16 protein-coding genes are annotated in these 25,451 nt (G+C 57.2%); 10 read left to right on the top strand and 6 right to left on the bottom strand.

The window, feature by feature from the left end; genetic code table 11:
* The first annotated feature begins 261 nt into the window (after nt 1–261).
* From QZT71_RS05180 to tatC, 7 genes are all read left to right on the top strand, one after another.
* Nucleotides 262–1,914: a DUF6377 domain-containing protein gene (locus QZT71_RS05180; RefSeq protein WP_295913425.1), complete on the top strand. Its 1,653-nt coding sequence runs from the start codon at nt 262–264 to the stop codon at nt 1,912–1,914.
* 215 nt (nt 1,915–2,129) lie between these two features.
* Nucleotides 2,130–3,203 carry a Gfo/Idh/MocA family oxidoreductase gene (locus QZT71_RS05175; RefSeq protein WP_295913422.1) on the top strand — a complete coding sequence of 358 codons (1,074 nt, stop codon included), beginning with the start codon at nt 2,130–2,132 and terminating at the stop codon, nt 3,201–3,203.
* 44 nt (nt 3,204–3,247) lie between these two features.
* Entirely contained in the window at nt 3,248–3,439 is a 192-nt protein-coding gene (locus QZT71_RS05170) for a twin-arginine translocase TatA/TatE family subunit (protein WP_295913420.1), read from the top strand.
* Between the two features lie 34 nt (nt 3,440–3,473).
* Nucleotides 3,474–4,946, top strand: coding sequence for a Gfo/Idh/MocA family oxidoreductase (locus QZT71_RS05165; protein ID WP_295913416.1), 1,473 nt, complete (start codon nt 3,474–3,476; stop codon nt 4,944–4,946).
* Between the two features lie 49 nt (nt 4,947–4,995).
* Entirely contained in the window at nt 4,996–5,874 is an 879-nt protein-coding gene (locus QZT71_RS05160; protein ID WP_295913412.1) for a DUF1080 domain-containing protein, read from the top strand.
* A 23-nt stretch (nt 5,875–5,897) separates the two neighbouring features.
* Nucleotides 5,898–6,803: a sugar phosphate isomerase/epimerase gene (locus QZT71_RS05155; protein WP_295913409.1), complete on the top strand. Its 906-nt coding sequence runs from the start codon at nt 5,898–5,900 to the stop codon at nt 6,801–6,803.
* A gap of 105 nt (nt 6,804–6,908) precedes the next feature.
* Nucleotides 6,909–7,688, top strand: coding sequence for a twin-arginine translocase subunit TatC (gene tatC, locus QZT71_RS05150; RefSeq protein WP_295913407.1), 780 nt, complete (start codon nt 6,909–6,911; stop codon nt 7,686–7,688).
* Nucleotides 7,689–7,874: 186 nt separating this feature from the next.
* Here tatC and QZT71_RS05145 read toward each other — a convergent pair whose 3' ends face one another.
* Complete coding sequence (locus tag QZT71_RS05145) at nt 7,875–9,668, bottom strand: RagB/SusD family nutrient uptake outer membrane protein (RefSeq protein ID WP_295913405.1); 1,794 nt, start codon at nt 9,666–9,668, stop codon at nt 7,875–7,877.
* A 12-nt stretch (nt 9,669–9,680) separates the two neighbouring features.
* Nucleotides 9,681–12,923, bottom strand: a complete 3,243-nt coding sequence (locus tag QZT71_RS05140; RefSeq protein WP_295913403.1) for a TonB-dependent receptor — start codon at nt 12,921–12,923, stop codon at nt 9,681–9,683.
* 335 nt (nt 12,924–13,258) lie between these two features.
* On the opposite strand from QZT71_RS05140, the gene QZT71_RS05135 reads away from it, so the two are divergent.
* Both QZT71_RS05135 and QZT71_RS05130 read left to right on the top strand, forming a co-directional pair.
* Nucleotides 13,259–14,191: an endonuclease/exonuclease/phosphatase family protein gene (locus QZT71_RS05135; RefSeq protein WP_295913401.1), complete on the top strand. Its 933-nt coding sequence runs from the start codon at nt 13,259–13,261 to the stop codon at nt 14,189–14,191.
* A 21-nt stretch (nt 14,192–14,212) separates the two neighbouring features.
* On the top strand, nt 14,213–15,070 hold the full coding sequence (locus QZT71_RS05130) for an endonuclease/exonuclease/phosphatase family protein (protein WP_295913399.1): 858 nt from the start codon (nt 14,213–14,215) through the stop codon (nt 15,068–15,070).
* Between the two features lie 201 nt (nt 15,071–15,271).
* Here the strand turns inward: QZT71_RS05130 and QZT71_RS05125 are convergent, their stop codons facing one another.
* From QZT71_RS05125 to QZT71_RS05110, 4 genes are all read right to left on the bottom strand, one after another.
* Entirely contained in the window at nt 15,272–16,054 is a 783-nt protein-coding gene (locus tag QZT71_RS05125; RefSeq protein ID WP_295913397.1) for a glycerophosphodiester phosphodiesterase family protein, read from the bottom strand.
* Nucleotides 16,055–16,125: 71 nt separating this feature from the next.
* Nucleotides 16,126–17,595: an MFS transporter gene (locus QZT71_RS05120; protein WP_295913395.1), complete on the bottom strand. Its 1,470-nt coding sequence runs from the start codon at nt 17,593–17,595 to the stop codon at nt 16,126–16,128.
* A 14-nt stretch (nt 17,596–17,609) separates the two neighbouring features.
* Nucleotides 17,610–18,950, bottom strand: coding sequence for a sn-glycerol-1-phosphate dehydrogenase (locus tag QZT71_RS05115; RefSeq protein WP_295913392.1), 1,341 nt, complete (start codon nt 18,948–18,950; stop codon nt 17,610–17,612).
* Between the two features lie 93 nt (nt 18,951–19,043).
* Nucleotides 19,044–21,668 carry a fibronectin type III domain-containing protein gene (locus QZT71_RS05110; RefSeq protein ID WP_295913390.1) on the bottom strand — a complete coding sequence of 875 codons (2,625 nt, stop codon included), beginning with the start codon at nt 21,666–21,668 and terminating at the stop codon, nt 19,044–19,046.
* A 494-nt stretch (nt 21,669–22,162) separates the two neighbouring features.
* Between QZT71_RS05110 and QZT71_RS05105 the strand changes: the two genes are divergently transcribed.
* Complete coding sequence (locus tag QZT71_RS05105; protein ID WP_295913388.1) at nt 22,163–25,450, top strand: TonB-dependent receptor; 3,288 nt, start codon at nt 22,163–22,165, stop codon at nt 25,448–25,450.
* Nucleotide 25,451 lies beyond the last annotated feature (1 nt).

Here is a 25,451-nt window from a genome sequence, read left to right as displayed (position 1 = left end):
GGGGAGTGAGCGGTGTCAGCGCCCGCTGTGGCGGAAGAGGGGTGTGCGTTGCCGAATTTTTTGTCGCCTGCGTAGTGTACCGATTGCCAGCCGGTACGGTGTGGGCAGCGCAAATAAAAGGCAACCGATAGCCTGAAAAATGAAACGGGACATTTTTTATTTCTGTTAATTTGTGTAACTTTACGAAGTAAAAAAATCTGTTAACGGCACTATATGGCCTGTCGGCCGCCGTTTTCGGGCCGAAAAGATACACCAGGCGGTATGATGGGACTATACGGAACTAAATATTGGGTGCGGTTTTTCGTTTTGCTGTTCGGGCTGCTGGAACTTTCGGCCTGCCGGCAGGATGAAACCCGCTCTTTGTCGGACTACTTGGACTACATCATCGAGAACCGCCAGATTTTCGAGGACGAGAAAGAGGAGCGGATTGGCAGGCTGAAGAACCTGCTGGGCGTTACCAACCTCACTCCCGAACAGGAGTATGAGATAAACACCGAACTGTACAACGAATTCAGGAAATACAAGCTGGATTCGGCCATCTACTACGTCGAGCGCAACCTCGATATCGCCCGCAAGCTGGGCAACAACCGGCTCGTATGCCTGTCCGACCTGTATCGGGCGCAGTTGTATTCATTCTCCGGCATGTGCGTCGAAGCCAACCGGATACTGCGGTCGATAGACCCCGCGACCCTTCCGCGCGACCTGCTCCCCGTTTATTACGAAGCCTATAACAGGTATTACCAGCATTACGCCGCGTTGAGCAGCCAGAGCCGCTATTTGCGCGATATGGACAAGTACCGCGATTCGCTGATTATGGTGTCCGCCCCCTCCTCGTTCCTGTACCGGATCAACATGAGCTACAAACTCATGGGCGAAGGGCGGCTCGACGAGGCCGAATCGATGCTGTCCGGGCTGCTCGAGGAGGTGGGGGAAGACACCCCGCAGTATGCCGAGACGGCCTACGCGTTCGGCCGTTTGTGCCGACGGAGAAAGGATACGGAGGCGGAGAAAAGATACTACATGCTTTCGGCCATCGCCGATGCGAAGAATGCGACCAAGGAGAACGCCGCCTTCCACACGCTGGCGATGATGTACTACGACGCGGGTGACTTGTCCCGGGCGTTCAGATATACGCAGGCGGCCATTGAAGACGCGGTTTTCAGCAACGTGCAGTTCCGCACCACCCAGATGTCGAAGTTCTATTCGATTATCAATGCGACCTACCAGGCTTCGGAGGCGAAGTCCAAATCCAAGTTGCAGCACTACCTCGTGCTGATCAGCGTCCTTTCGCTGTTCCTCGTCCTGCTGTTCGTCTATGTCTACAAGCAGGTTCACAAGCTCTACCGGATTAAGGAGGAACTTTCGCAGACCAACGGGCGCCTGATGCAGCTCAACGACGAGCTGCATGAGAAGAATACGCAGCTGTCCGATTCGAACATCATCAAAGAGCAGTATATAGCCCGGTTTTTCGACCTGTGCTCCATGTATATCGACAAGATGGAGAACTACCGCAAGTCGCTGAACAAACTGGCCAAGGACAGGCGGTTCGAGGAGCTGTACCGCCGGCTGAAGTCCACTTCGATGATGGAGGACGAGCTGGACGAACTGTACAAGAATTTCGATGCGATTTTCCTGAACCTCTACCCGACGTTCGTCGCCGATTTCAACGCGCTGCTGGTCGAGGACGAGCGGATAATCCTCAAGTCCGACGATCTGCTGAACAAGGAGCTCCGGATTTACGCCCTGCTGCGGCTGGGCATTACCGACAGCGCCAAGATTGCCTCTTTCCTGCGGTGCTCGATGAGTACGGTATATAACTACCGGACAAAAGCACGCAATAAAGCGGCGATATCGAGGGAAGATTTCGAAAAAATGGTCATGAGGATCGGCGTGATGCCGGAAAAAGAGGCGTGATTCATTCCAAAATGTCTACATTTTTTCGGTTTGTGAATTGTGTAAGAAACAGGTTGTCAGGAGTGTGGGTTTTTACGAGTCTACAATTTCCGACACAACTTATAAATAAGGTATATATTCGGATTAATTTTGTATAATAAGCGGCCGTCCGGAAACCCCGACCGAGGGGGATGGGGGGCTTGTGTTAAATTACCTTTACCTTTATTGACTACGAAATGAATCCTATTAAAGTTGGTCTGATCGGCTTTGGCAGAATGGGGGGATTTTACCTCGAGCAGATGCAAAAGAGCGGGAAGTGGGATGTGGCATACATCTGCGACTTGTCGCCCGAGTCGCGGGAGTATGCCCGGAAGTTGGCTCCCCGTGCGAAAGTGATAGCCGACGAACAGCTCATTTTTGACGACCCGGAAGTTCAGGTGGTCGGCCTGTTCGCACTGGCCGATTCGCGGAAAGCCCAGGTCGAAAAGGCTTTTGCGTGCGGGAAGCACGTTATCGCCGAGAAACCGATCTCGGACACCGTGGAGAACGAATGGCAGGCGGTGGAACTGGCGGAGGGGACGAAACTCTTCTCGACGGTCAACCTCTACCTGCGCAACTCGTGGTACCACAAGGCGATTAAAGATTTTATCGATCAGGGTGAAATCGGGGAGTTGGCGATTGTCCGGGTCTGCCACATGACGCCCGGACTGGCGCCGGGCGAGGGCCATGAGTTCGAGGGCCCGTCGTTCCACGACTGCGGGATGCACTACGTGGATATCGCACGCTGGTATGCCGAATCGGAATTCAAAACGTGGAATGCGCAGGCCATCCGCATGTGGGACTACAAAGACCCGTGGTGGCTCCAGTGCCACGGCACGTTCGAAAACGGCGTCGTATTCGACATTACGCAGGGGCATGTTTACGGACAGCTGGCCGAGAAGCAGACCCACAACTCGTATGTAGATATTATCGGTACGAAAGGAATCGCCCGGATGACCCACGATTTCAAAACGGCGATCGTCGAACTGCACGGGGTGACGCAGACCCACCGGATTATGCAGCCCTACGGCGGAAAGAATATCGACGTGCTGTGCGAGCGATTCGCGCAGTCGATCGAATCCGGGGTGCGGAGCGAAGCGCTCCCCACGTTCCGCGATGCGGCGACGGCTTCGGAATATGCATGGAGGTTCCTGCAGGATTCGCTGCAGCACGACCTGCCCGCAATCGGGAACCTGGAAACGCTGCAACAAATCCGCGAACGCCGCCGCACGATGTCGAACGGTTACGGACTGTTGCGGAAATTCTCGTAAATGACCTGAAACGAACTATATAAATCTTTTAAAAACATTCGACCATGAATAATTTACTGTTTATCGGCAATCTGGGTGCGGGCGAGATTATCGTCATCGCACTCGTGGTGCTGCTGCTTTTCGGCGGCAAGAAAATTCCTGAACTGATGAAGGGACTGGGCAAGGGTGTCCGGAGCTTCAAGGAGGGAATGAACAACATTGAAAACGACATCGAAAATACGGATACGAATAAATAGCCATCTATAAATCACTAACTTAAATCAAGAAACCATGTCACACGAAATGTCAAGAAGAAAGTTCCTGAAAAAAGGAGCTGCGGCTGCAATCGGTTTAGCAGTTGTCCCCAGTACGGTTTTAGGTAAGAAGTTCGGTTATACGGCGCCCAGCGATAAGCTCAACATTCTGGGCGTGGGTATCGGCGGACGCGGTTCCTCGGTGCTGAAAGGGCTGGAAAGCCAGAACATCATCGGCCTGTGCGACGTCGACTGGAAATACGCCGACCATGTCTTCAAGCGTTACCCCGCTGCCAAAAAGTACAACGATTACCGTAAGATGTTCGACGAGATGCTCAAATCGGCCGACGCCGTGATGGTGGCTACCGCCGACCATACGCACGCGATTATCGCAGCCGATGCGATGACTGCCGGCAAGCACGTCTATGTCGAGAAACCGCTGACCCATACGGTTTACGAGTCCCGCCTGCTGACGAAATTGGCTGACAAATACAAGGTTGCGACCCAGATGGGTAACCAGGGTGCGTCGGACGAAGGCGTCCGCAAGGTTTGCGAGTGGATTTGGAACGGCGAAATCGGCGAGGTGCGCAAAGTCGAAACCTTCACCGACCGTCCTATCTGGCCGCAGGGCTTGAGCCGTCCCGAGGACAACCAGCGCGTTCCCAAGACGATGAACTGGGATGCCTTTATCGGCCCGGCAGCCTACCGTCCCTACAATGCGATTTACACTCCGTGGAACTTCCGCGGCTGGTGGGACTTCGGTACCGGCGCACTGGGCGATATGGCCTGCCATATCCTCCACCCGGTATTCAAGGGCCTGAAGCTCGGATACCCGACCAAGGTGCAGGGTAGCTCGACGCTGCTGCTCAACGAGTCCGCACCGATGGCGCAGACGGTTAAGTTCGTCTTCCCGGCACGTGATAACATGCCGAAAGTCGCCATGCCCGAAGTGGAAGTATATTGGTACGACGGCGGCCTGAAACCGGAGCGTCCCGAGGGACTGCCCGCAGGCAAAGACCTGAACATGGCCGGCGGCGGCGTTATTTTCTACGGTACGAAGGATACGCTGATCTGCGGCTGCTACGGAGTGAACCCCTACCTGGTGTCGGGTCGTGTGCCCAATGCGCCGAAGGTGCTGCGCGAGGTGAAGGAGTCGCACCAGATGGACTGGGTGCGTGCCTGCAAGGAGGATGCCGACGACCGCGTGTTGAGCGCATCGGACTTCAGCGAGGCCGGCCCGTTCAACGAAATGGTCGTTATGGGTGTGCTGGCTGTCCGCCTGCAGAGCCTGAACCGGGAGCTGGTATGGGACGGCGAGAACATGCGTTTCACCAATATTCCCGACGACGCGACGATCAGGACGGTCATCAAGGACGGCTTCAGCATTACCGACGGACATCCTACGTTCAACAAGACCTGGACGGATCCCGTCAATGCCCAGCAGTTCGCACAGGAGCTTATCAAGCACACCTACCGCGACGGTTGGAAACTGCCCGACATGCCCCGTTAATCATCCATAAACCGAATTTTACGAAATCAATTAAAATAAAAAGCAATCTATGAAAAAGTTCTTTTTGTTTTCGACCTGCCTCGCAATGAGCGTGTCGCTGGTAGCCTGCGGCGGACGCGGCGCCAAAACCAAGGCTGCCGATACCAAGGCGGATGCAACGGCGCAAACCAAAGCCGTACCCGAATACAAAGTCATCGAGAATGCTACGGTGGATCTCGCCGGCTTCCCGCAGGACAAGGACGGGTATTACGTTATCTTCGACGGCAAGACCTTCAACGGCTGGCGCGGTTACGGAAAAGACCATGTCCCCACCAAGTGGACAATCGACAACGGTGCCATCAAGTTCAACGGCTCCGGCGGCGGTGAAGCCCAGGACGGCGACGGCGGCGACCTGATTTTCACGCACAAATTCAAGAACTTCGAACTCGAAGTGGAGTGGAAAGTGGCCAAAGGCGGCAACTCGGGTATCTTCTACCTCGCACAGGAGGTCGCTACGACCAAGGACGGCAAGCAGAAGATGGAGCCGATTTACATCTCCAGCCCCGAGTACCAGGTACTCGACAACGAGAACCATCCCGATGCCAAGCTGGGTGTCGACGGCAACCGCAAGTCGGCGTCGCTGTACGACATGATTCCGGCCGTTCCGCAGAACTCCAAGCCCTACGGCGAGTGGAACAAGGCGAAGATTATGGTTTACAAAGGCACCGTCGTACACGGCCAGAACGACCAGAACGTGGTCGAATACCACCTGTGGACTCCCCAGTGGACGGAGATGCTCGAGAAGAGCAAATTCAGCCCCGAGAAATGGCCGCTGGCTTTCGAACTGCTCAACAACTGCGGCGGCGCACAGCGTGAGGGTTACATCGGCTTCCAGGATCACGGCGACGATGTATGGTTCCGCAACATCCGCGTTAAGGTGCTCGACTAACGAACCCGTTGACAGGCTATATTATGAAACGTAAACTGTTTACAGCGGTTTGCATCCTCCTCGCTTCGGCGATGCTCCCCTGCGGGGCATTCGCCAAGGCGAAGAAGGAGGCAAAGAAGGATATCGGCATCCAGCTCTATTCGGTCCGGGATCTGATCGGAAGCTTCGGCCGGAACCAGCATGATTACAGTAAGATACTGAAGTCGCTGGGCGACATGGGTTACACCTCCGTTGAGGCTGCCAGCTACAACGACGGCAAGTTCTACGGCAAGACTCCCGAGGAGTTCAAGCGCGACGTGGAAGCAGCCGGCATGAAAGTGCTCTCTTCGCACTGCGGCAAGGGCCTCTCGGACGAGGAACTGGCTTCGGGCGATTTCTCCGAGTCGATGAAATGGTGGGATCAGTGCATCGCAGCGCACAAGGCTGCGGGCATGGAGTACATCGTTACCCCGTACCTGCCCGTTCCCAAGACGCTCAAGGACATGCAGACCTACTGCAACTACCTCAACGCAATCGGCAAGAAGTGCAGGGAAGCCGGGATTAAGTACGGTTACCACAACCACGCCCACGAGTTCAAGAAAGTCGAGGACAAGGCGGTGATGCTGGACTACATGATTGAGAACACCGACCCCGAAAACCTGTTCATCGAACTGGACGTTTACTGGGCGGTAATGGGTCAGGCGAGCCCCGTTGATTATTTCCATAAATATCCCGGCCGCTTCAAGATGCTCCACATCAAGGATCGCCGTGAAATCGGCCAGAGCGGTATGGTGGGCTTCGACGCTATTTTCGAGAACGCCAAGACGGCAGGTGTCGAAAACATCATCGTCGAGGTCGAGCAGTACAGCTACGACGTCGAGAAAAGCGTTAAATTGAGTCTGGATTACCTGCTTAAGGCGCCTTTTGTCAAGGCCTCGTACAGCAAATAGTTCTCCGGACGATTGAAAATATCCGGCTATCTTGACGGATAGCCGGATATTTTAATAACATGAATACCTCCGGAAATTCTGTCCGGAGCGAAAAACTACTATGCCATGGAAGAAAAGGAAATGACGTTCTGGGGACACCTCGAAGACCTGCGTTGGGCTTTGGTGCGCGTGATAGCCGTCCTGTTTGTATTTGTGGTCGTCTGTTTCTGCCTCATGCCCTACCTGTTCGACAATTTCGTGCTGGCCCCGACCACATCCGATTTTCCCCTTTACAGGTGGTTGTCCAAACTGGGCGGCGTGAGCCCGCTGTTCCCCGATTTCAGCAACGACCATTTTTCCGTAGAGATCATCAACATCAACGTCGCGTCGCAATTCCTGACCCACATCAGCACGTCGTTCTGGTTCGGGTTGGTGCTGATATTCCCCTACCTGATATTCGAGGCATGGCGGTTCGTGCAGCCGGCCCTGTTCGACACCGAGCGGAAGAGCGTCGGCCTGGCGTTCGTATTCGGGACGTTTATGTTTTTCCTGGGATGCGCCGTGGGTTACCTGCTGGTCTTCCCCTTTACGTTCCGCTTCCTGACCGAATACCAGTTGAGTGCGATGATTACCAACCAGATATCGCTGAACTCCTACATGGGTAATTTCCTGATGCTCGTATTCGTCATGGGAATCGTATTCGAGATGCCGCTGCTGGCGTGGCTGCTTTCCAAACTGGGGCTCGTGCGCAAGTCGTTCTTCCGGAAATACCGGAAACACGCTGTCGTTATCCTGCTGGTACTCTCTGCGATTATCACCCCGACGGGCGACCCGTTCACGCTGATGATCGTTTTCCTGCCGCTTTACCTGTTGTACGAACTGGGAATAAAGTTCGTCCGGGAATAGGCTTTGCGAAGCCGCGGTTGCGGACGATGTACATAACAGGCCGGAGAGATTCTCCGGCCTGTTTTATTGGGGACCTGTCCCCGCGCCGAAACCGGCGACGTGGAAGTGTGCTGCGGAATGCGGGATACGCGAAAAAGCCTCCGTACCAAGTCGGTACGGAGGCTTCGGTTTAACGACAGGCGGCTGCTACCAGCCGGGGTTCTGGCTCAAGGCCGGGTTCTTGACGCGAACCTGCGACGGAATCGGGTAGAGGTACATGTTGTCGTTCCAGGTGCGCGAGGTTTCGTTGTAGAACATTACGTATCCGTTGTTCGGGTCGTCGGTGAGCTGTTTCACGCTCTGGGCGCCGGTCAGGAATACGGCGATTCCCTTGTGCGGGCCCGAATACTTGGTGTCGGTCGTGAAGTAAGCGTCGTCCGTGCCGTCGCCGTTCATGTCCAGCGGCGTGTCCAGTGCCGGAATGTACGTTCCCGTCCACTCTGCATCCTGCCACAGGCTGCCGCAGGCCCAGCGTTTGAGGTCGATCAGGCGCATTCCCTCGAGGCAGAGCTCGATTGCGCGGTCGCGGCGTATCTCGAGAAGCACGGGGTCGGTAATATCCGGGTAGTAGGTCTTTTGCAGGTAGGAGTCCACGGTCGTGGGTTTGGCGTCGAGCGCCCCGCCCGTGATGCCTGCGCGGCGGCGCAGTTCGCCGATCGTCGCTTTCCAGTCCGCATCGGTCAGCGTCCCGAGTTCGGCTTTGGCCTCGGCGTAGTTGAGCAGCACCTCGGCGTAGCGGAAGATCGGAATGTCGTTGTCGTTGGTGCGGCCGTCGTCGTAGGATACGTCGTCCATGACGTATTTGGTGAACTGGTAGCCCGTCAGGGTATGTCCGGTGAAGTTTGCCGACGTCGGTACGTAGTTGCCTTTCGAGTCCTTGCGGGTGTAGTCGTATCCGCGGATGGTCTGGTTCAGGCGCAGGTCGCGGCCGGTGGTTTCCTCGATGAAGTTCTTGTACGTCCCGTCGGCTTTTTTCTCGTTGTAGAACGTGCCGTCGATGTTGAGGTACGTCTTGGCGAAAGGCCGCGTCATGCAGAGGTGCGGCCCGTAGGTCGAAGAGTTGAGGTACCAGTTCTGTTCGCCCAGCTGGAGCACTTTGTCGAGCGATACGGCCAGCATCACCTCTTCGGTCACCGTGTTGTCGCTGATGAACAAGTCGCGGTAGGCGCCGCGGCCGTTGGCGTAGGCCGTTCCCGTGTGGATTTTGTAGGGGCCGTCGTCCATGACCGTTTTCGCCGCTTCGGCTGCCTGCCGGAAAAGCTCGTCGGCCGGGATGGTGCACCCCTTGACATAGTCCGTGTTCGCATGGTACTTGCGCCACGAGGCCTCGAACAGGCAGACGCGCGACTTGAACAGCAGCGGCGTCCATTTGTTGACGGTGTTCGAGTTGCCTGTAATGCCGCTCGTGGTGATATTCGCATAGGCGTAGTCGAGGTCTTCGATCATCTTCGTGATGATCACGTCGCGCGTATCCCGTCCGGCGTAGAGGCGCGGGTCTTCCGGCTCGAGCGGCTCGTCGATCCACGGCACCTCGCCGTAGGTTACGAGTTTGTCGAAATAGAAGTAGGCCCGGAAGAATTTCGCGATGCCCGTGTAGTTGTTGCGAATGGTTTCGCTGACCCCTGCGTCGGTGTTGTACTTGATGAAATAGTTGACGTTGCGCAGGTCGCCCCAGCTCCAGCTGGTCGAGGTTTCGGTGGTATAGGCGCCCGCCTCGTAGGTGCCGATGGAGTTCTTTGCCCCGTAGTCGGAGGTAAGGTCTTTTTTGAACGCATTGTCGTAATTCGGCAGTTTGTTGTAGAACGAATATACGTAGTTCTTCATACCTGTTTCCGACCCGAAGATCATTTTGCGGTCGGCCGTCGCCTGCTGGTTCTCGGTCAGGTCGCACGATGCGAGGAGCAGGGCCGCGGCAGTGATTATATAGCGTATTTTTTTCATGGTTGGTGCGTATTAGAAAGTGACATTCAGGCCGAGGCTGTAGGTTTTCATGCTCGGGTAGTTGTAACCGTCGCCGGTCGTGGTGATTTCGGCGTCGTTTCCGTAGATGTTGGCAACGTCGATGTCCCGGGTGTGACGGTACATGGGCGACCATGTCCAGAGGTTCTCACCCGAGAAAAAGACGCTCACTTTCTTCAGTCCGATTTTCTTGAGCCATTTCGCCGGCAGGTTGTAGCCGATTTGCAGGTTCTTCAGGCGGATGTACGACACATCCTGCAGGTAGCGCGTGTTGGCGTTGCTGCCGCCTTTGTAGAACGGTGCGTAGTAGCCGGTGTAACGCGGCAGGTAGGCGTTCGGGTTGTCCTCGGTCCAGTAGTTGCCCTCCTGCCAGCGCGGCATCTGCGCATAGGGACGGTTGTACTGGCCCCAGATGAACGACGACTCGTTGGCCGGGTACCAGTCCTGCTTGCCGACGCCCTGGAAGAAGATGTTGAAGAAAATGTTGTTCCAGTCGGCGCTGAAGCTGATGCTGTAGATGTAGCGCGGCTCGGTGTTGCCGATGATGCGGCGGTCGCCGGGGTCGTCGGCCGTGTTTGCGCCGCGGTCGATATAGCCGTTGCCGTTCAGGTCTTCGAACTTGATGTCGCCCGGATAGAGTTTGTATTTCTTGTCGGTCTGCATCAGCGGGTTGTAGTATTTCTGGCCGTTCTCCTTGGCTTTGGCTTCGGCGGCGTTGATGGCAGCCTCGTCCTGCCACAGCCCGTGCGACGTGAAGCCCCAGATTTCACCGATTGTCATGCCTTCGTAGTAACTGGGCGCATTCGAAGTGCCGAGGTTTTTCGTCGAGTTGTTGTACTTGTCGATTTTCGATTTGTAGTCGACCAGTGTGGCGCGGATGCTGTAGTTGAACGGTTTGCGGGCCAGTTTGAATTGGTCGCGCCATTCGATTGAGATTTCATAGCCTTTGGTGGTCATTTCGGCGTAGTTGCCCTTGGGCGAAGATGCGCCGTAGACGTCGGGCAGCGTCGGGCCCACGGTGTACATGTCCTCGGTCTTGCGGTTGTACCAGTCGGCGGTGATGTTCAGCCGGTTGTTGAAGAATCCGAGATCGATGCCCACGTCGATTGTCTTCGACGTCTCCCAGGTCAGGTTGTCCGGAATAGGGCTCGGGACATCCGTGTAGCGGACTTTGGTGCCGTTGATGATGCGGCCGTTCGAGAACGAGAATACCTCGTCGTAGGTGTAGGCCGACACGTTGCTGTTGCCGAGCGAACCGTACGATCCGCGGAGCTTGATGTTCGAAATCCATTTGGGGTCGACCTTGAACCAGTGCTCGGAAGTCATGCGCCAGCCTGCCGATACCGAGGGGAAGAACGCCCAGCGTTCGTTCGACGGGAACTTCGAAGAACCGTCGTAGCGTCCGTTGACTTCCAGCAGGTAGCGGTTGTCGTAGATGTAGTTCAGGCGGAAAAACGTGCCAACCGAACGCCATTTTGTCCAGGCGCCGGTGATGCTGCGGTTGTCCGTACCCATCGCGAGGTTGATGTTGTCGACCGTTTCGGTCAGCAGCTCGTCGTTGTAGGCATAGAGGTTCTTCATCTTCGACTCCTCGTAGTTGTAGCCGACCATCGCCTTGAGGTAATGCTTCTGGGCGAACGTATTTTCATACTCGGCATACTCGTTCGTCGAGAGGTAAATCGTATTCTGGCTCAACTCCGAGATGTAGGATTGGGTGCCGGCCAGCGTTTCCTCGACGCCCGCGATCTTCGAGAACGGCGTACGCACGCGTTTGATGGTGCGGTAGTAGTTCTTGTTGCGGTAGGTGAAGTCGCCGTTTATGCGCAGTTTGTTGTTGAAGAAGGTAGCCTGCGCGCCGATCGTATTGTTCACGTAGTCGTTGATATAGGTGCGCCGGCTGTTGCCGTAGAGCAGGTCGCCCACGGAATAGACGGCCGACATGGTCATCGTGCCGTCGGGGTTCCATATCGGCGACGAGGGGTGTCCTTCGTCGGCGATGTTGCGCCATATGTTGCCGTTGCCCTCCGAATAGGTCACCGGGTTGTAGTATTTGTTGCGGCTGATGTCGAAGTTGTTGGTAATCTTGAGCCACGGTTTGATTTGGTAGCCGATTTTCAGGCGCGTGTTTAGCATCTTGTACTCGTCGGTGTTGTGCGGGCTGTCGTACAGGCCGCCGTAACCGTAGTAGCGTCCCGAGAGGTAGTAGTCGAACTTACCCTCGGAGCCCGATACCGACACGTTGTGCGTCTGGGCGAAGACGTAATCCTTGTAAATCATGCCGATGTAGTCGGTCTTGTCGTTGAAGTAGACCCAGCGCCCTTTGGTCGTGCCCCACTCTCCGTTGCTGACGACCGTGCCGAGCTGCCCGTTCTCCTTGCGGGTCTTGTACTCGGCGAGCCATGCGGTCGAGAACTGCTGCGACTTGTTGATGCCCGAGGGATTCGAGTGGTTGTAGTTGTAGTAGGCGTTGTAGAAGTGTTCCGACCAGGTGTAGCCGTCGGATTCGTAGTCGGGAACGCTCGTCGGCACCTGGAACGAGAAGTTGGCCGAATAATTGACCGTGGTCTGGCCTTTCTTCGCGCTCTTGGTGGTGATGAGCACCACGCCGTAGGGAGCGCGTGAACCGTAAATCGCGGACGACGCGGCATCTTTGAGCACCGACACCGACTCGATGTCGTCGGGGTTGAGCATCGCAGCATCGCCCTCGACGCCGTCGATGAGCACGAGTGCGCTGCCGCCCTGCCCGATGGAGGTCGTGCCGCGGATGTTGAACGATGCCGAGCGGTTCGGTTTTCCGTCGGTGAGTTTGAGATTGAGGTTGGGGATTTGTCCCTGCAGCATTTGCGCTACGTTGGAATTGGGACGTCCGGCGAATACTTCGCTGGTGACTTGTTCCACGGCGCCGGTGAGGTTGGCTTTCTTCTGTGTGCCGTAACCTACGACGATGACTTCGTCGAGGGCCGTGGCCTCTTCCTGCAGAACGATGTCGACGGTTGTCCGGTTGCTGATAGCAACCTCCTGGGGCTTGTAGCCGATGAATGAGAACTGGAGAACGGCGTTGTCGGCCGCATTGATCGAATAGTTACCGTTTGCGCCGGTAACGGCGCCTGTTTGTGTGCCTTTGACTACGACGGAAACTCCGGCCAGCGGAATCTGCTGGTTGTCGGTTACCGTGCCGGTGACGGGGCGCTTCCCCCCCCCTCCTGGGCCTGGGCTAACGTTGTTACCGTCAGGCACATCAGGCAGACGAAAATTTGTAAGTGTTTCATCATGAATCAAGTGGTTTTAAGTGGTTTTTTGTTGGGCGGTCATTTGGTGGTTCGCTACTTGTTTTTCTCCATAGGCAGACTGGTTTTGATGGTTAATGCGGATCCGTTCCGGACCCTGATTAACACAAATATATATTTTTTTTATCAGAATGTATCGAAGTTTTTAAGAAAATATATATCTTTAAATCGAAATTTCGAAGCAAAAGGTGGTGTTTTCGTAATTTCGAGTCGTAATATACGGCTTTCAACGCATTCCGACGGGCGGTCAGTGCAACCGGGTATTCCCACTAAAATCCTACTACAATGAAATCACGAATTTTTATTGCAGCAGCCTGCCTGCTGTGCAATGCTGCTGCCTGCTCGTCGTCGAATAACAACTCCGGAACCGAACCCAAACCCGGGAACGGCGGCGGGACAATCCATGAAACCGTTTTGCAGAAATACCCCGAAGCGGGGGAGGTGAAGGTGATGAGCTTCAACGTGCGCTACGGCTCCGCAAGCGAAACGAATCCCGCCAACAATTGGGATTTTCGCAAGACGGCCTGTGTGGATTTGATAAAAGACCAGAAACCGACGGTCGTCGGATTTCAGGAGGCGGTTTATAATACGCAATGGCTCTATTTCAAAGCGCAACTTGCCGACGCGTACGACGGATTCGGCGTCGGACGCGACGACGGGGCGCAGAAAGGCGAGTGCATGGGTATCCTTTTCCGCAAGGCCGATGTCGAGAAAATCGACGGCGGCACGTTCTGGCTCTCGGAAACCCCCGACAAGCCCTCGAAAGCGATTGGTTGGGGCGCAGGCCATTACCGGTCGGCCACATGGGGCCTCTTCCGGCTGAAAGCCACGGGCAGGCGGTTCTGCTATATCAATACCCACCTCGACCTGGTCGCCGGGGCCCGTGCGAAAAGCATGGAGCTGATTCTGGCCCGCTTCGCGCAGTACAATCCCGACGGACATCCGCAATTGCTGACGGCCGACTTCAACACCACGTCCGGCGATGCGATTTTCGCGGAATTGAAAAAGAGCATGGGGCTCGCCCGCGACGATGCGCCCGAGGGGCATACCGACTTTAACGGCACCTACAACGGCTGGGGTGCGAAAACGGGTATCATCGACCATGTGTTTTACACGAAAACGCTGGCGGTAAAGGAGTACCACACCGTTACCGAAAGCTACGGTTCGGTCGCCTACGTGTCCGACCACTATCCGATTTATGCAATCATCGAACTTTAAACATCAAAAACAAGACTTACCATGAAAAAGAACCTCTTTTTATTGATATGTTCGCTGACGCTGCTGCCGCTGGCCGGCTGCGCGCGGCAAAATTCCGGAAAGGGAAACCGTATCCGGGTGATTTCCTATAACGTCCGTATGAGCGGGCAGCCCAAAGTCGACCTCGACAATTTCTGGGACAACCGCAAACAGGCCTCCGTCGACATGGTCGAGAAGGAGCAGCCGACCGTTATGGGCATTCAGGAGGGGTGCCCCGACCAGATTGCGTTCCTCGACGCCAATCTGCCGCACTACAAACGCATCGGCGTCGGACGCGACGACGGCAAGGCCGGGGGCGAAATGATGGCGATTTATTACGACACGAACAAGGTCGAAGTAGGGGAGAACGGTACGTTCTGGCTCTCGGAAACGCCCGGTGAGGTGTCGCGCGGCTGGGACGGGGCTTGCAGGCGTACGTGCACCTGGGGCATTTTTACGGTGAAAGCCACCGGCAAAAAGTTCTGTTTCTTCAACACCCATCTCGACCATAAAGGCAAGCAGGCGCGCGCCGAAGGGCTGAAACTCATCGTGGCGAAAATGGCCGAACTCGTGCCCGCGGGAATGCCGGTGTTCCTGTCGGCCGACTTCAATTCGGAAACGGGCAATCCCATTTTCGACCCGCTGAAAGCGGTGATGAAAGATGCCCGCGAAACTGCCCGGAAAACAGACCGGGGCACGACTTTCAACGGATTCGGGAAACGCGAAGGGCAGGTCGTGGTGATCGACCATATCTTCTACGACAATGCCCGTGCCGACCGTTTCGCCGTCCTGCGCGGCGATTACGGCGCACCCTATATTTCGGATCATTATCCCATCGTCCTGGACGCCCGGCTGGAATAGCAGGCGCAGCCGGAACCGCTCGGCAGGCGGATGCGTCCGTGTTTTGGCGGGCATGCGCTGCGTGTGAAATGCTATCCCCCGCAATCGCCGGATTGCGGGGGATAGTTGTGTACGGGGATGTGCCTGCGGCACCGGGACAAATCCGGGCCGTCTGGATTATACCCCGGCCTGTGCCGGGTGCGGAGCCTTCCCCGCGCGGGGCTACGGCCTGTATTTCCGGATTACCTCTTTCGCCATGACGGGATCGTCGGAAGAGACGAAGTCGACGTTGTGGCGGATTCCCCACTCGATGATATCGGGTTGGTTGGTCATCCAGAGCGTGACCTCCAGGCCCAGTTCATGGGCCCGCACGATCCACTCGGGACGGTTCATCAGGATATTCAGGTTGTAGGAGAGCCCGGCGTATCCCTGTGCCTTGAGCTGGTCGGGCGTCAAATCGCCGTTGACGTAAATGACCTTCGCGCCGGGTTGCAGCCGCATCAGCTCGCGGCAGACATGCTGGCTGAACGACAGGTATTCGGTGTGTCCGGCCACGCCTGTTTCGCGCACGAGCGCGACGATTGCCGCGACGGCTTCCGTTTCCCGTTTGGGGGTGGCGTGCTTCTTGATTTCGAGGACGAGCCTGGTGTTTTCGTCCTGCTGCCCCTGCCGCAGGAACTCGCGCAGGGTCGGAATCGGCTGGCCGTTCTGCACGCGGTGGACGGCGATATCCCGGTAGTTGCTCTTTTGCACATGGAGGTGTTCCTTGCCTGCCTTGTCCTCGAGCCAGGGGCCGTGGAAAACGATCAGCGAGTCGTCGGCCGTGAGGTTGACGTCGAATTCCACGCCGTAAACTCCGAGTTTCTGTGCGTTCCGCAGGCTCGATACCGTGTTTTCCGCCGAGCCTTTTTTCGCGTGGTATCCGCGGTGGGCGACCACTTTGGTCTGGGCTGTCGCTGTGAAAACACAGGCTATGGCAGCCAACGTACATAAAATCTGTTTCATAATTCGGTTATTGGGTTGTGTTTCATGTGTCAATTTACTGAAAAACGGTTGTATCCCGTACCGGCCGGCGCTTATTTTTCCGGGGTTTCCTGCGTCTGCCCGTAGCCGTCGGCCCCGGCATTCCACATCAAAAGCAGGATGCCCATGCCGACGAGCGCCATGACTATCATGACGATGTAGGCGTAGCTCCATCCGAAATGCTGGGCGACGAACCCGAATCCGATGCCCGACACGATTGTGCTCAAGTAGCCGAACAGGCTTTTGAATCCGTTGGCCGTCGCGGCTGCCTTTTTGGTGGCCTGGTTTGCGGCTGCGATGCCTATGAGCGCCTGTGGGCCGTAGATGCAGAAGCCTGCGGCACAGAGGACGACGAAGAATACCCATACGGGGGTCGTCGGGGGCAACTGCCAGAAGAGGGCGATGAAAACAGCCGTGGCGAGCATGCAGAAAACGCATGTCCGGTGTGCCCGCCCCTTGAGCCAGCGGTCGGTGGCCCATCCGGCGAAGAGCATCCCGACGGTTCCGGCGATTTCGAACATGGCGACCAGCCAGCCGGCATTGGTCATGCTCACGCCTTTCGACTGGCTCAACAGGGACGGCCCCCAGTCGAGGACGGCGAAACGAACCGTGTAGACAAAGAAATTGGCGAAGGCCAGTATCCACATGATGGGGTTTCGGAAGACCTGCTTGCGGATGAACGCCTTTGCCTCGGCTGCCTGCGCCTGTTTGCTCGCAGCGGCTTTCGAGGCGGTTTCCGTGCCCTCCAGCTCGGACAGGCCGACCGACGAGGGTGTGTCGCGCAGGGTCATGAAGAGGGCGACGGAGCCGATGAATGCGATTCCGGCCGGAATCCAGAAGCACCAGCGCCATGCGCCGACGTGTGCCGCCGAAGTCATTACGCGCTGCATGCCTTCGGCATCGTCGGGCGAGATGTGCAGGTTGGCGGCGATAGCCGCCACCACGTCCGCATTGCCGCTCATGTCGGTGCCCATGTGGCTCATGATGTATCCGCAGAGGATGATTACGGCGCCTGCGCCAACGGTGTGCGACGTGTTCCAGATCGACATTTTGGTAGCCAGTTCGCGCGGCGGAATCCAGTGTGTCAGCAGCCGCGCGCAGGGCGGGAAGCCCGCTCCCTGCAGCAGCCCGTTCAGCACCCACATGATTCCCATGAAGAGAATCAGGTAGTTGGTGAACGGCACGCCCTGGTGCACGCCCGTTATCCAGTAGGAAACATCCTCGCCGAATCCGAAGGCGAAATTGGCCAGTGCACACAGCAACAGGCCGATCGACATGTAGTAGCGGGCGTTCTTGCGGTCGGCGAACATGCCGTTGATGAGCTGTGAGCATCCGTAAACCAGTCCGTGGAGTGTCAGGAAGATTCCCAGTCCGGTTTTCGAGATGCCGAGGTCGGCCTCCATGCCGGGCATGGCCAGCGAAAAGTTCTTGCGCAGGAAGTAGAACAGCGCGTAGCCGAACATGGTACCGATGAGGGTCCGTGTCTGCCAGTATTTGAAGCGTTTTTTCTGTTCGGGTGTCATGGTTTTCCGGCTTGTCATTTGATTTCCCAGATGCCGCCTCGGCCGAAGAGCCGGTCGAGCCATTCGTCCATGTAGCCGCACCGGAATGCGATGTCGATGTTGGTGAAACGGCTGCGCATGTAGGGAATTTTGATGAACGTATCACGCAGCCCGGCCCGGGAAACCCCGATTTGCTCCGGCTCGTACGGAGCGCCGACCAGGCGCAGCCTTTCCCGGATTTCCGTGAACGGGAGTATCTGTCGGCGGAGGCTTTCACGGAGTGCAGGCCACTTTTGCCGCAGAGCCGTCAGCTGGTGCCGCAGCCCCTCTTTGTCGACATATTTGCCGCGGGTTTCCTTGATGCCCCGGGCGATGAAGTCCGCGCGACCGTCGAATACGTGGGCTATTTCGCGTTCCACCTCCTCCCAGGGCTTCCATGCGGCGACACGGGCTTCGACGTCGAGCTCTTCGACCGGCGTTGCGATGAGCAGTTCCAGGAATGCCGTCGAGGCGAGGGTGCCGATGCCGACCTTGAATCCGTGCGATACCGGTTTGCCGTCGTGCGTGAGGTGTTCCATGTCCCAGTAATGGCTGAACTGGTGTTCAGCGCCCGATGCGGGGCGGCTCGACTGTACCGCCTGCATGGCGAACCCGCTCAACAGCAGTCCCTCGGCCAGTTGTCCGACTTTGCGTACGTCGCCCCTGCGGATGCCTTCCGGGTCGGAAAGCGCTTCGCGCAGCCCGTCCTGCACTTCGTGGAATGCGAATTCGTCGAGTCGCTCGACGCCGAGGGCATCGGCAATCAGCCAGTCGGCCCCGGCCGGGATTTTGGCTATCAGGTCGGCATATCCCGAGGCGGACATCTCTTCGGGCGCAGCGGCCGAAATGCCCGGGTCGAGCACCATGCCGTAAGGCGCCGGGCAGTCGAAGGTCTGTTTGTTGCCTTCGTATGTGATCGACGAACCGTAGGCCGTGTATCCGTCCATGGAGGCCGCGGTTCCCACGCACATGTAGCGGCGGCGGCAGTGCGAGGCGACGAATTTCGTGAGGTCGTTTATTACGCCCGAGCCGACCGCTACGGGAATGGCGTCGGTTTGCCGGAGCCGCTCTTCGAGTATCTCGACGTATTTCCATTCGGCGTAAAGTGCCGGATCGGTGAAGACGAAGGGTGTTTCCTGCGGGATGCCGGCTTCGCTGAACAGTTTTTCGGTTTGCCTGCCGGCTACCTTGAATGTGTTCGTGTCGGCGACGACAAGGGCCCGCTGCCCGGGAAAAAGGTTTTTGAACATTTGCGCCGCCTGTGGGATTGCGTCCTCGCCGAGAACGAGCGCCTTGGTATCTGTCGTTCTCGACAGAGCACTTTCGATTTTATTCATGACTGTATCCTTGCGGATTTTGACGGGGCGGGGAGGTGTGCTCCCCGCCCGGCGTCGGGTTATATAATAAGTGTATGGGTTTCGTAGCGTTCGTTACCGGGTGACTTTGATGTCGTCGAGCCAGATGCGGTTTTTCGAACTTACGAATTTTGCCTCCTTGCCGCTGGCGATCAGGATGCGCGTCGTAGCGTCGGCGCCCGTGATCCGTACGGTGTGTTCGGTGAAGATAAATGTCCCTGCGGCATTAGCGCCCGATTCGGCAGGCGTCCGGTTGGCGAGCACCATTTTGCCGTCGCTGTCTGCGCCCTCAATCGAACCGGCGCCGGAATAAATCGCTACCGTCACGTTGAGGCCCTCGCTCGCCGAGACTTCGAGCGAGCCGCTCGACGCGTTGGGTACGGCGTAGGGGTGTGCCTTGAAGGTGAGCGTTACGTCGGTCGCGCTTTCGAGCTTTGTCAGCGCCGGAAGCGTCAGCACGCCGTTGGCCGACCCGGTGCCGTATTTTATGCAGCCGCAGCAGGGGTATATCTTCGTGTTGTAGGGCAGTGCTGCGGCATTGACAGCCAGCGTCGCCCAATCCTCGCTCCACGCACCCCAGTAGGTTTCGCGGTAGGCGGCGTTTGCCGTCGTCGGGCCGAAAACGTCGGTTGCGTTCAGGGTCGGCATGCATGCCGCGGCTTCCTCCGTAAAGTTATCCCTCGCCGTGTCGAAGCTTTTGAGGGCCAGGGTGGAGCCGAGGTATGCCGGGCTTGCCCCGAAAGAGACGTTGGCGTAGTCGCCGGCTATCCACATGTCGTTGAAGTCCTCGTAGAAGACGACTCCGGCCATGTCGGGCGCCGCAGCGCTCGTAACCCGGCATGTTCCCCATTCCGAGTCTTTGAAGTCGGCGGGGGAGGTTGAAACGAGCTGTACGGCGCAGGTATAGTCTGTCGAAAGGGCCGCTTTGCCGAATGTGAACCGGTTGGCGCGGTACTGGGCGGTATAGGTGACGCGGTCGTAGCGGCGCAGGACTTCGCCCGAGGCGTTGCGCAGTTCGATGTTGAAGATACGCTGGGGCTGGTCGGTCATGTCGGCCGTCCATTCGAAAACGAGCAGGCCGCGTTCGGATTTGAACAGCTGTACCGCGGGCGTGGGCAGTGCCGGGAGGTTAAGGAGCGTCGTGGCGCTGACCGGCTCCGAAACCGGAGAGTCGAATGCCGCATTGTCCTCGTAGAGCGCCTGCACCGTAAAGAGGTATTCCGTGTTTTCGGCCAGTTCCCCGAATGTATATTGGGTGTCGAGTACGGTCTGGGCTATCGTGAACTGCGGCCGTGACGCCTCGGCGAGCGTTACCCGGTAAGCGGTGGCGTTCGCGACGCCGTCCCAGGTGAATGCGAGCGAGTTGTCGGTTGCCGTACTTTGGATATTCCCCGGCGTGGCCAGCGGTTCCTTGAGGGCCTTGGCCTCCGAGATGACGATATTGCGCAGCGTGAAGCGCGAACCCGAAGTCGAAAGGTTGGCCGCCGACCAGCGGATTTTCGTCGCACTCGTCGCGTCGCGTACGATACAACTCATCTTAATCCATTCGTGGGTGGCGGTGGGCAGCGTTCCGCCGATCACCGTTCCGCCGTCTATCGCCAGGACATTCACTTCGCCGGGGTCGTTCTGCCAGCGGAAGAACTCGAATTCGACGGTGATGTTGGCCGTGCCGTCGAGTCCGTCGAGCGCAGGGGTCTGTATCCAGCCGCCGACGGAACCCGTGCCCATCTTGATATAGCCCGGGTGTTCGTATACTTTCGTTCCCGTCCACCCGTTCAGGCCGCGGGCCGCGCGGAAAGCCGCCAGCCCCTCCTTGTAGGCGGCGTTGGTGGCGAACAGGTCGACCGACCCGGCATCGCCGTAGTTGCATGCGACCATGTACGTGTCGTAATTTTCGGCGTTGTCATCTTCGGCGGTAATTTCGAAACCGCGGTTCGATTTCACGCCGGGTTGCTCTTCGAGGTAGTAGCCGCCCCATTTGAACCGGGAGCCGGTCATCAGCAGCAGGGTGGTTTCGTCCATCACGTCCGTCGTAATCTCCGATTCCTGCGCCAGTTGTCCGCCGATATGTATTTGGACGCAGACTGCCAGTTCGCCCATGGTCGACGGTGTGCCCGAGAACGGAGCCGAGATCGTGCCGTCGCCCTCCTGTTCGATGGTCGTTTCGTATGCGGGCAGTTCGATGCCGGGGGCGGCCTCGCCGGAAAGCCGGGCGGTTATGCGGATTTGCTCGCCGCCTGACGCCTTGGTGTAGGGAATGTCGAGTGTGGCGCGCGTTGCCGAGTTGATGCGGAGTGCGCCGGATATGACCGGTTCGCCGACTCCGAAGAAACCTGCGTCCTGGTGCGCTGCGATTTCCAGCGAACTGTCCGACGAGCGCAAGTAGATGACTGCGTCGCGCGCGGCGCCTGTGTTGTGTGCCGCCGTTACATATACATATTGGTAGGCCGTGCCGTCGCCTACCCCTTCGGCGGGAGAGAATGAAAGCCATTCGGCGTCGCTCGAAACGGTCCAGCGGCCGTCGTTGCGCACCGAGAAACTTTGTGTCGATTTGTTGTAGGCGAACGACAGTTCGTCCGTGTTGCGGGTCAGTCCGGAAACCTCGGGGCTCTTTTCGCAACCGCCTGTCCCCAGCAGGAGTATCGCCAGTAAGGGAATCGGCGCCGCGTTTCTGCGGAATTGTTTCAAAATGTTTCGCATAAGGTTCGTAAGGTTTGTTTTCGTTGGGTGATAATGCATGTGCAAAACGAGTTGCGTACGCCCCGTCCGGGCATACTTTCCTCACACGACACGTTGTTTGGGGATGACTTGCATGGCAAATATATGTCAAAAATTTCATTTTGCATAATTTAATGCGATAAAAATGCATTTAAAATTGTTTAAAAACGAAAAATTGATTTGAAACGAAAAATATTACAGTGAAAATTTGTGTTAAACGAAAAATAATTATAATTTTGTTTCACATCGATGCGGAATGACCGCCGCCGATGAATGAACCTATATCGATCGAACCAACTAAAAACCCTGAAGAGATGGATTAAGCCCACAATCAGCCTCGCACACCGATATATTATTAGGGGAAAGATGACTTGCAGCGTTCTTTCCTGCGATTCGACCAGGCGCCGCCATGCGGAAGCCCGGTTTGTTATTGCCGGAAAGACACTGTGAACGAACAACTAAAACCTAGATGAACTATGAAACAGAGTTATACACCCAGTGAATCCGCATTTATCGGTCGCTGCCGCCGCATGTTGCTGTTTGTGACGCTGATGCTCTGCTGCATCGCGCTGCCGGCGGCTGCGCAGCAGAGAAGCGAGGTGGCGGGTACGGTGCGCGACGAAGCCGGGGCTCCGCTGCCGGGCGTTGCGGTGACCGTGTCGGGAACTTCGCGCGGTACGACCACCGACGGGGAAGGCCGGTTTTCCATCCGGGCCGACGCTGCCGACAAGTTGAATTTCAGTTTCCTCGGTTACAAACCCTATGTGACGCAGGTCGGTACGAAGACTGCGCTCGACGTCCAGCTGACGGTCGACAATACGAACCTCGACGAGGTCGTCGTAATCGGTTACGGCGTGCAGCGCCGCCGCGATATCGTCGGTGCAGTCGAAACCATCAAGGGCGATTTGATTGCCGAGCGCAAGACCGCGAATGTTTCCCGCGCATTGCAGGGACAGGTTCCGGGCCTGACGCTCACTTTCTCCGACGGCAAGCCGTCGCGAAACGCGACGATCCGCATCCGCGGCGTCGAGAACAGTATCGGAGCGGGCGGCAGCGCACTGACGCTCGTCGACGGCATGGAAACCGACATGAACACCGTGAACCCGAGCGATATCGAGTCGATTACGGTGCTCAAGGACGCCTCCTCGACCGCCGTATACGGAGCCAAAGGCACGTTCGGCGTGATTCTCATTACGACGAAGAAACCCGATTCGGGCCATGTGAGCGTGACTTACGACGGCAGCTATTCGATTTTCACGCGTACGGTAGAACCGCGTACCGTCAACAACGGACTGGCCTGGACGGATGCTTTCCTGGAGTCCTACAAAGGACGTTACAATGCCAATCCGTCGAGTATCAACAATGCCATGAATCCGTTCACCTCGAGCTGGTACAACGAACTGGTGAAGCGCAACTCGGATAAAAGCTACGAGAAATGGGATGTCAATGCGCAGGGCCGTTACGAATATTTCGGCAACTACGACTGGCACGATATCGTCTACAAGGACTGGACGTCGGGACAGCAGCACAATGTCAGCGTAAGCGGCGGCGGCAAGGTCGCGAAGTTCCTCGTTTCGGGCCGCTATTTCCAGCAGGACGGTATTTACAACTACGGCAAGGAGGATTACAAGCAGTATAATATCCGCGGCAAGGTGAATATCCAGGTTACGCCCTGGCTGACGCTGGACAACAGCCTCGACTTTATGAAGCGCAAGATTTACCAGCCGCGAGTGGCCGAGGGCAATCAGTTGATCCAGCGCCAGATGGAGATTGTGGGCGCGCCGATGATCGGCGCCCGTAATGCCGACGGCACCTGGACGCACGCTGCCACCTACATCGGCATTGCCGGTTTCGAGGAGGGTACTTCGTGGGAGAAGTACGGCAAGAACGATGTGCACGAAACGGCGACCCTGACGGCCAGCCTGATTAAGGACGTGCTGGTCGCTAAGGCCGATTTCGCCTATTTCTACAGCCATACCGACCGCAGCCGGGCGCGCAATCTGAGCACCTATTACGAGGGCCCGGAGTTGAGCGCCACGCAGCCTGCGACTTCGCAGTACCGCGACTACGACTACGATACCGACCGGTGGACGGCATCCGCGACGCTGACCTACACCCCCAAACTCGGCGATGCGCATTCGCTGTCGGTTATGGGCGGTTTCAATGCCGAGGAGGAGACCGTCATGCGCACCTACCTCTATCGCGAGGGGATTATCATTCCCGACAAGGTCAATCCGAGCCTGATCGACGGCGACCAGATTATCTGGCAGGACAACGGCAGCTACTCCGCGTCGCTGGCTGGTTTCTTCTACCGTCTGCACTATGCCTACAAGGGGAAATACCTCGTGGAGGCGAGCGGCCGCTACGACGGCAACTCGAAATTCCCGACCAGCCAGCGCTGGGGGTTCTTCCCCTCCGCCTCGGTGGGCTGGCGCATTTCCGAGGAGGGCTTTATGGCCGCATCCCGGAGCTGGCTCGACAACCTCAAGGTGCGCTTCTCCGCCGGAACCGCGGGCAACGGACTTATCAGCGACGCCTATGCTTACCTGCCGCTTATGGAGCTGAATACTTCGAACGTGGTGAGCGGCGGCTCGACGTTCCGCTATACCCGGGCGCCGGCGCCCGTTCCCCGAAGCCTGACCTGGGAGAAAGCCACCACGTATAACCTCGGCCTGGACTTCGAAGCCCTGAACGGCCGTTTGAGTTTCGTGGCCGATATTTACCGCCGCAACACCTCCGATATGTATGTCGTGGGTGCGGAGCTTCCTGCGGTCTACGGCAACCAGGCGCCCAAGGGCAACTATGCCGACATGCGCACCGACGGCTGGGAGGCCAGCGTTTCGTGGCGCGATAACTTCCGCCTTGCGGGCAAGGATTTCCATTACAGCATCCGTGCGGCGGTATGGGACAGCACGAGCAAGATTACCAAATACACCAGCAAGACCGGAACGCTGCCCACGATCTACAAGACGAATTACTACGAGGGCATGACGCTGGGCGAGATATGGGGCTATAAGGTGCTCGGGCTGTTCGAGAGCGACGATGAGGCCGCAGGCTGGGCCGACCAGAGCAAGTTCCAGTATTTCGTGGGCGGCTGGAAGAAAGGCGACCTGAAACTGGCCGATCTGGACGACAGCAACGCCGTCGACAACGGCTCGAATACGATCGGCGACCACGGCGATTTGGTGAAAATCGGCAATACCTCGCCCCGCTATTGTTACAGCATTACCACTTCGTTCAACTGGAACGGCATCGGTTTGAGCATGATGTGGCAGGGCGTGGGCAAACGGGACTGGTATCCGGCCAAGGATTCCGGCTATTTCTGGGGCAAATACGGCCGTGCGTACGGATTTTACCTCCCGTGGCAGGATCAGAACAACCGCTACACCGATGACAACGGCAATACCTCGGCTTACTGGCCCCGCCTGCGCGGTTACCAGGCCGAACATTCCAACGGTATCATGTCGAATGCGAACGACCGCTACCTGCAGGATGCGAGCTATATCCGCCTGAAGAACCTGACGCTCGACTATACCTTCCCCAAACGGATTGCCCGGAAACTGCATATGCAGTCGCTGCGCATCTATTTCGTCGGGGAAAACCTCTGGACTTATTCGCCGTTGCAGAAATACGCCAAGAACTTCGACCCCGAAGGAATCAGCGCCGGCGATGCCGACTTCGGCAGCGTCGCCGGAACCAACGGCGACGGATACGGCTATCCCGTCATGCGAACCTTTACGTTCGGCGTCAACGTCACATTCTAAT

The sequence above is a fragment of the uncultured Alistipes sp. genome, assembly GCF_902388705.1.
GTDB lineage: Bacteria > Bacteroidota > Bacteroidia > Bacteroidales > Rikenellaceae > Alistipes.
Note: the sequence above shows the minus strand (reverse complement) of the source record. Positions and strands in the feature narration are given on the sequence as shown.

What these genes read in the sequence shown, in the direction of transcription:
- QZT71_RS05175 (WP_295913422.1), top strand. Translation starts at nt 2,130, where the DNA reads ATGAATCCTATTAAAGTTGGTCTGATCGGCTTTGGCAGAATGGGGGGA.
- QZT71_RS05115 (WP_295913392.1), bottom strand. Translation starts at nt 18,950, where the DNA reads ATGAATAAAATCGAAAGTGCTCTGTCGAGAACGACAGATACCAAGGCG.
- tatC (WP_295913407.1), top strand. Translation starts at nt 6,909, where the DNA reads ATGGAAGAAAAGGAAATGACGTTCTGGGGACACCTCGAAGACCTGCGT.
- QZT71_RS05155 (WP_295913409.1), top strand. Translation starts at nt 5,898, where the DNA reads ATGAAACGTAAACTGTTTACAGCGGTTTGCATCCTCCTCGCTTCGGCG.
- QZT71_RS05110 (WP_295913390.1), bottom strand. Translation starts at nt 21,668, where the DNA reads ATGCGAAACATTTTGAAACAATTCCGCAGAAACGCGGCGCCGATTCCC.
- QZT71_RS05170 (WP_295913420.1), top strand. Translation starts at nt 3,248, where the DNA reads ATGAATAATTTACTGTTTATCGGCAATCTGGGTGCGGGCGAGATTATC.
- QZT71_RS05130 (WP_295913399.1), top strand. Translation starts at nt 14,213, where the DNA reads ATGAAAAAGAACCTCTTTTTATTGATATGTTCGCTGACGCTGCTGCCG.
- QZT71_RS05180 (WP_295913425.1), top strand. Translation starts at nt 262, where the DNA reads ATGATGGGACTATACGGAACTAAATATTGGGTGCGGTTTTTCGTTTTG.
- QZT71_RS05120 (WP_295913395.1), bottom strand. Translation starts at nt 17,595, where the DNA reads ATGACACCCGAACAGAAAAAACGCTTCAAATACTGGCAGACACGGACC.
- QZT71_RS05125 (WP_295913397.1), bottom strand. Translation starts at nt 16,054, where the DNA reads ATGAAACAGATTTTATGTACGTTGGCTGCCATAGCCTGTGTTTTCACA.
- QZT71_RS05135 (WP_295913401.1), top strand. Translation starts at nt 13,259, where the DNA reads ATGAAATCACGAATTTTTATTGCAGCAGCCTGCCTGCTGTGCAATGCT.
- QZT71_RS05145 (WP_295913405.1), bottom strand. Translation starts at nt 9,668, where the DNA reads ATGAAAAAAATACGCTATATAATCACTGCCGCGGCCCTGCTCCTCGCA.
- QZT71_RS05160 (WP_295913412.1), top strand. Translation starts at nt 4,996, where the DNA reads ATGAAAAAGTTCTTTTTGTTTTCGACCTGCCTCGCAATGAGCGTGTCG.
- QZT71_RS05165 (WP_295913416.1), top strand. Translation starts at nt 3,474, where the DNA reads ATGTCACACGAAATGTCAAGAAGAAAGTTCCTGAAAAAAGGAGCTGCG.
- QZT71_RS05105 (WP_295913388.1), top strand. Translation starts at nt 22,163, where the DNA reads ATGAAACAGAGTTATACACCCAGTGAATCCGCATTTATCGGTCGCTGC.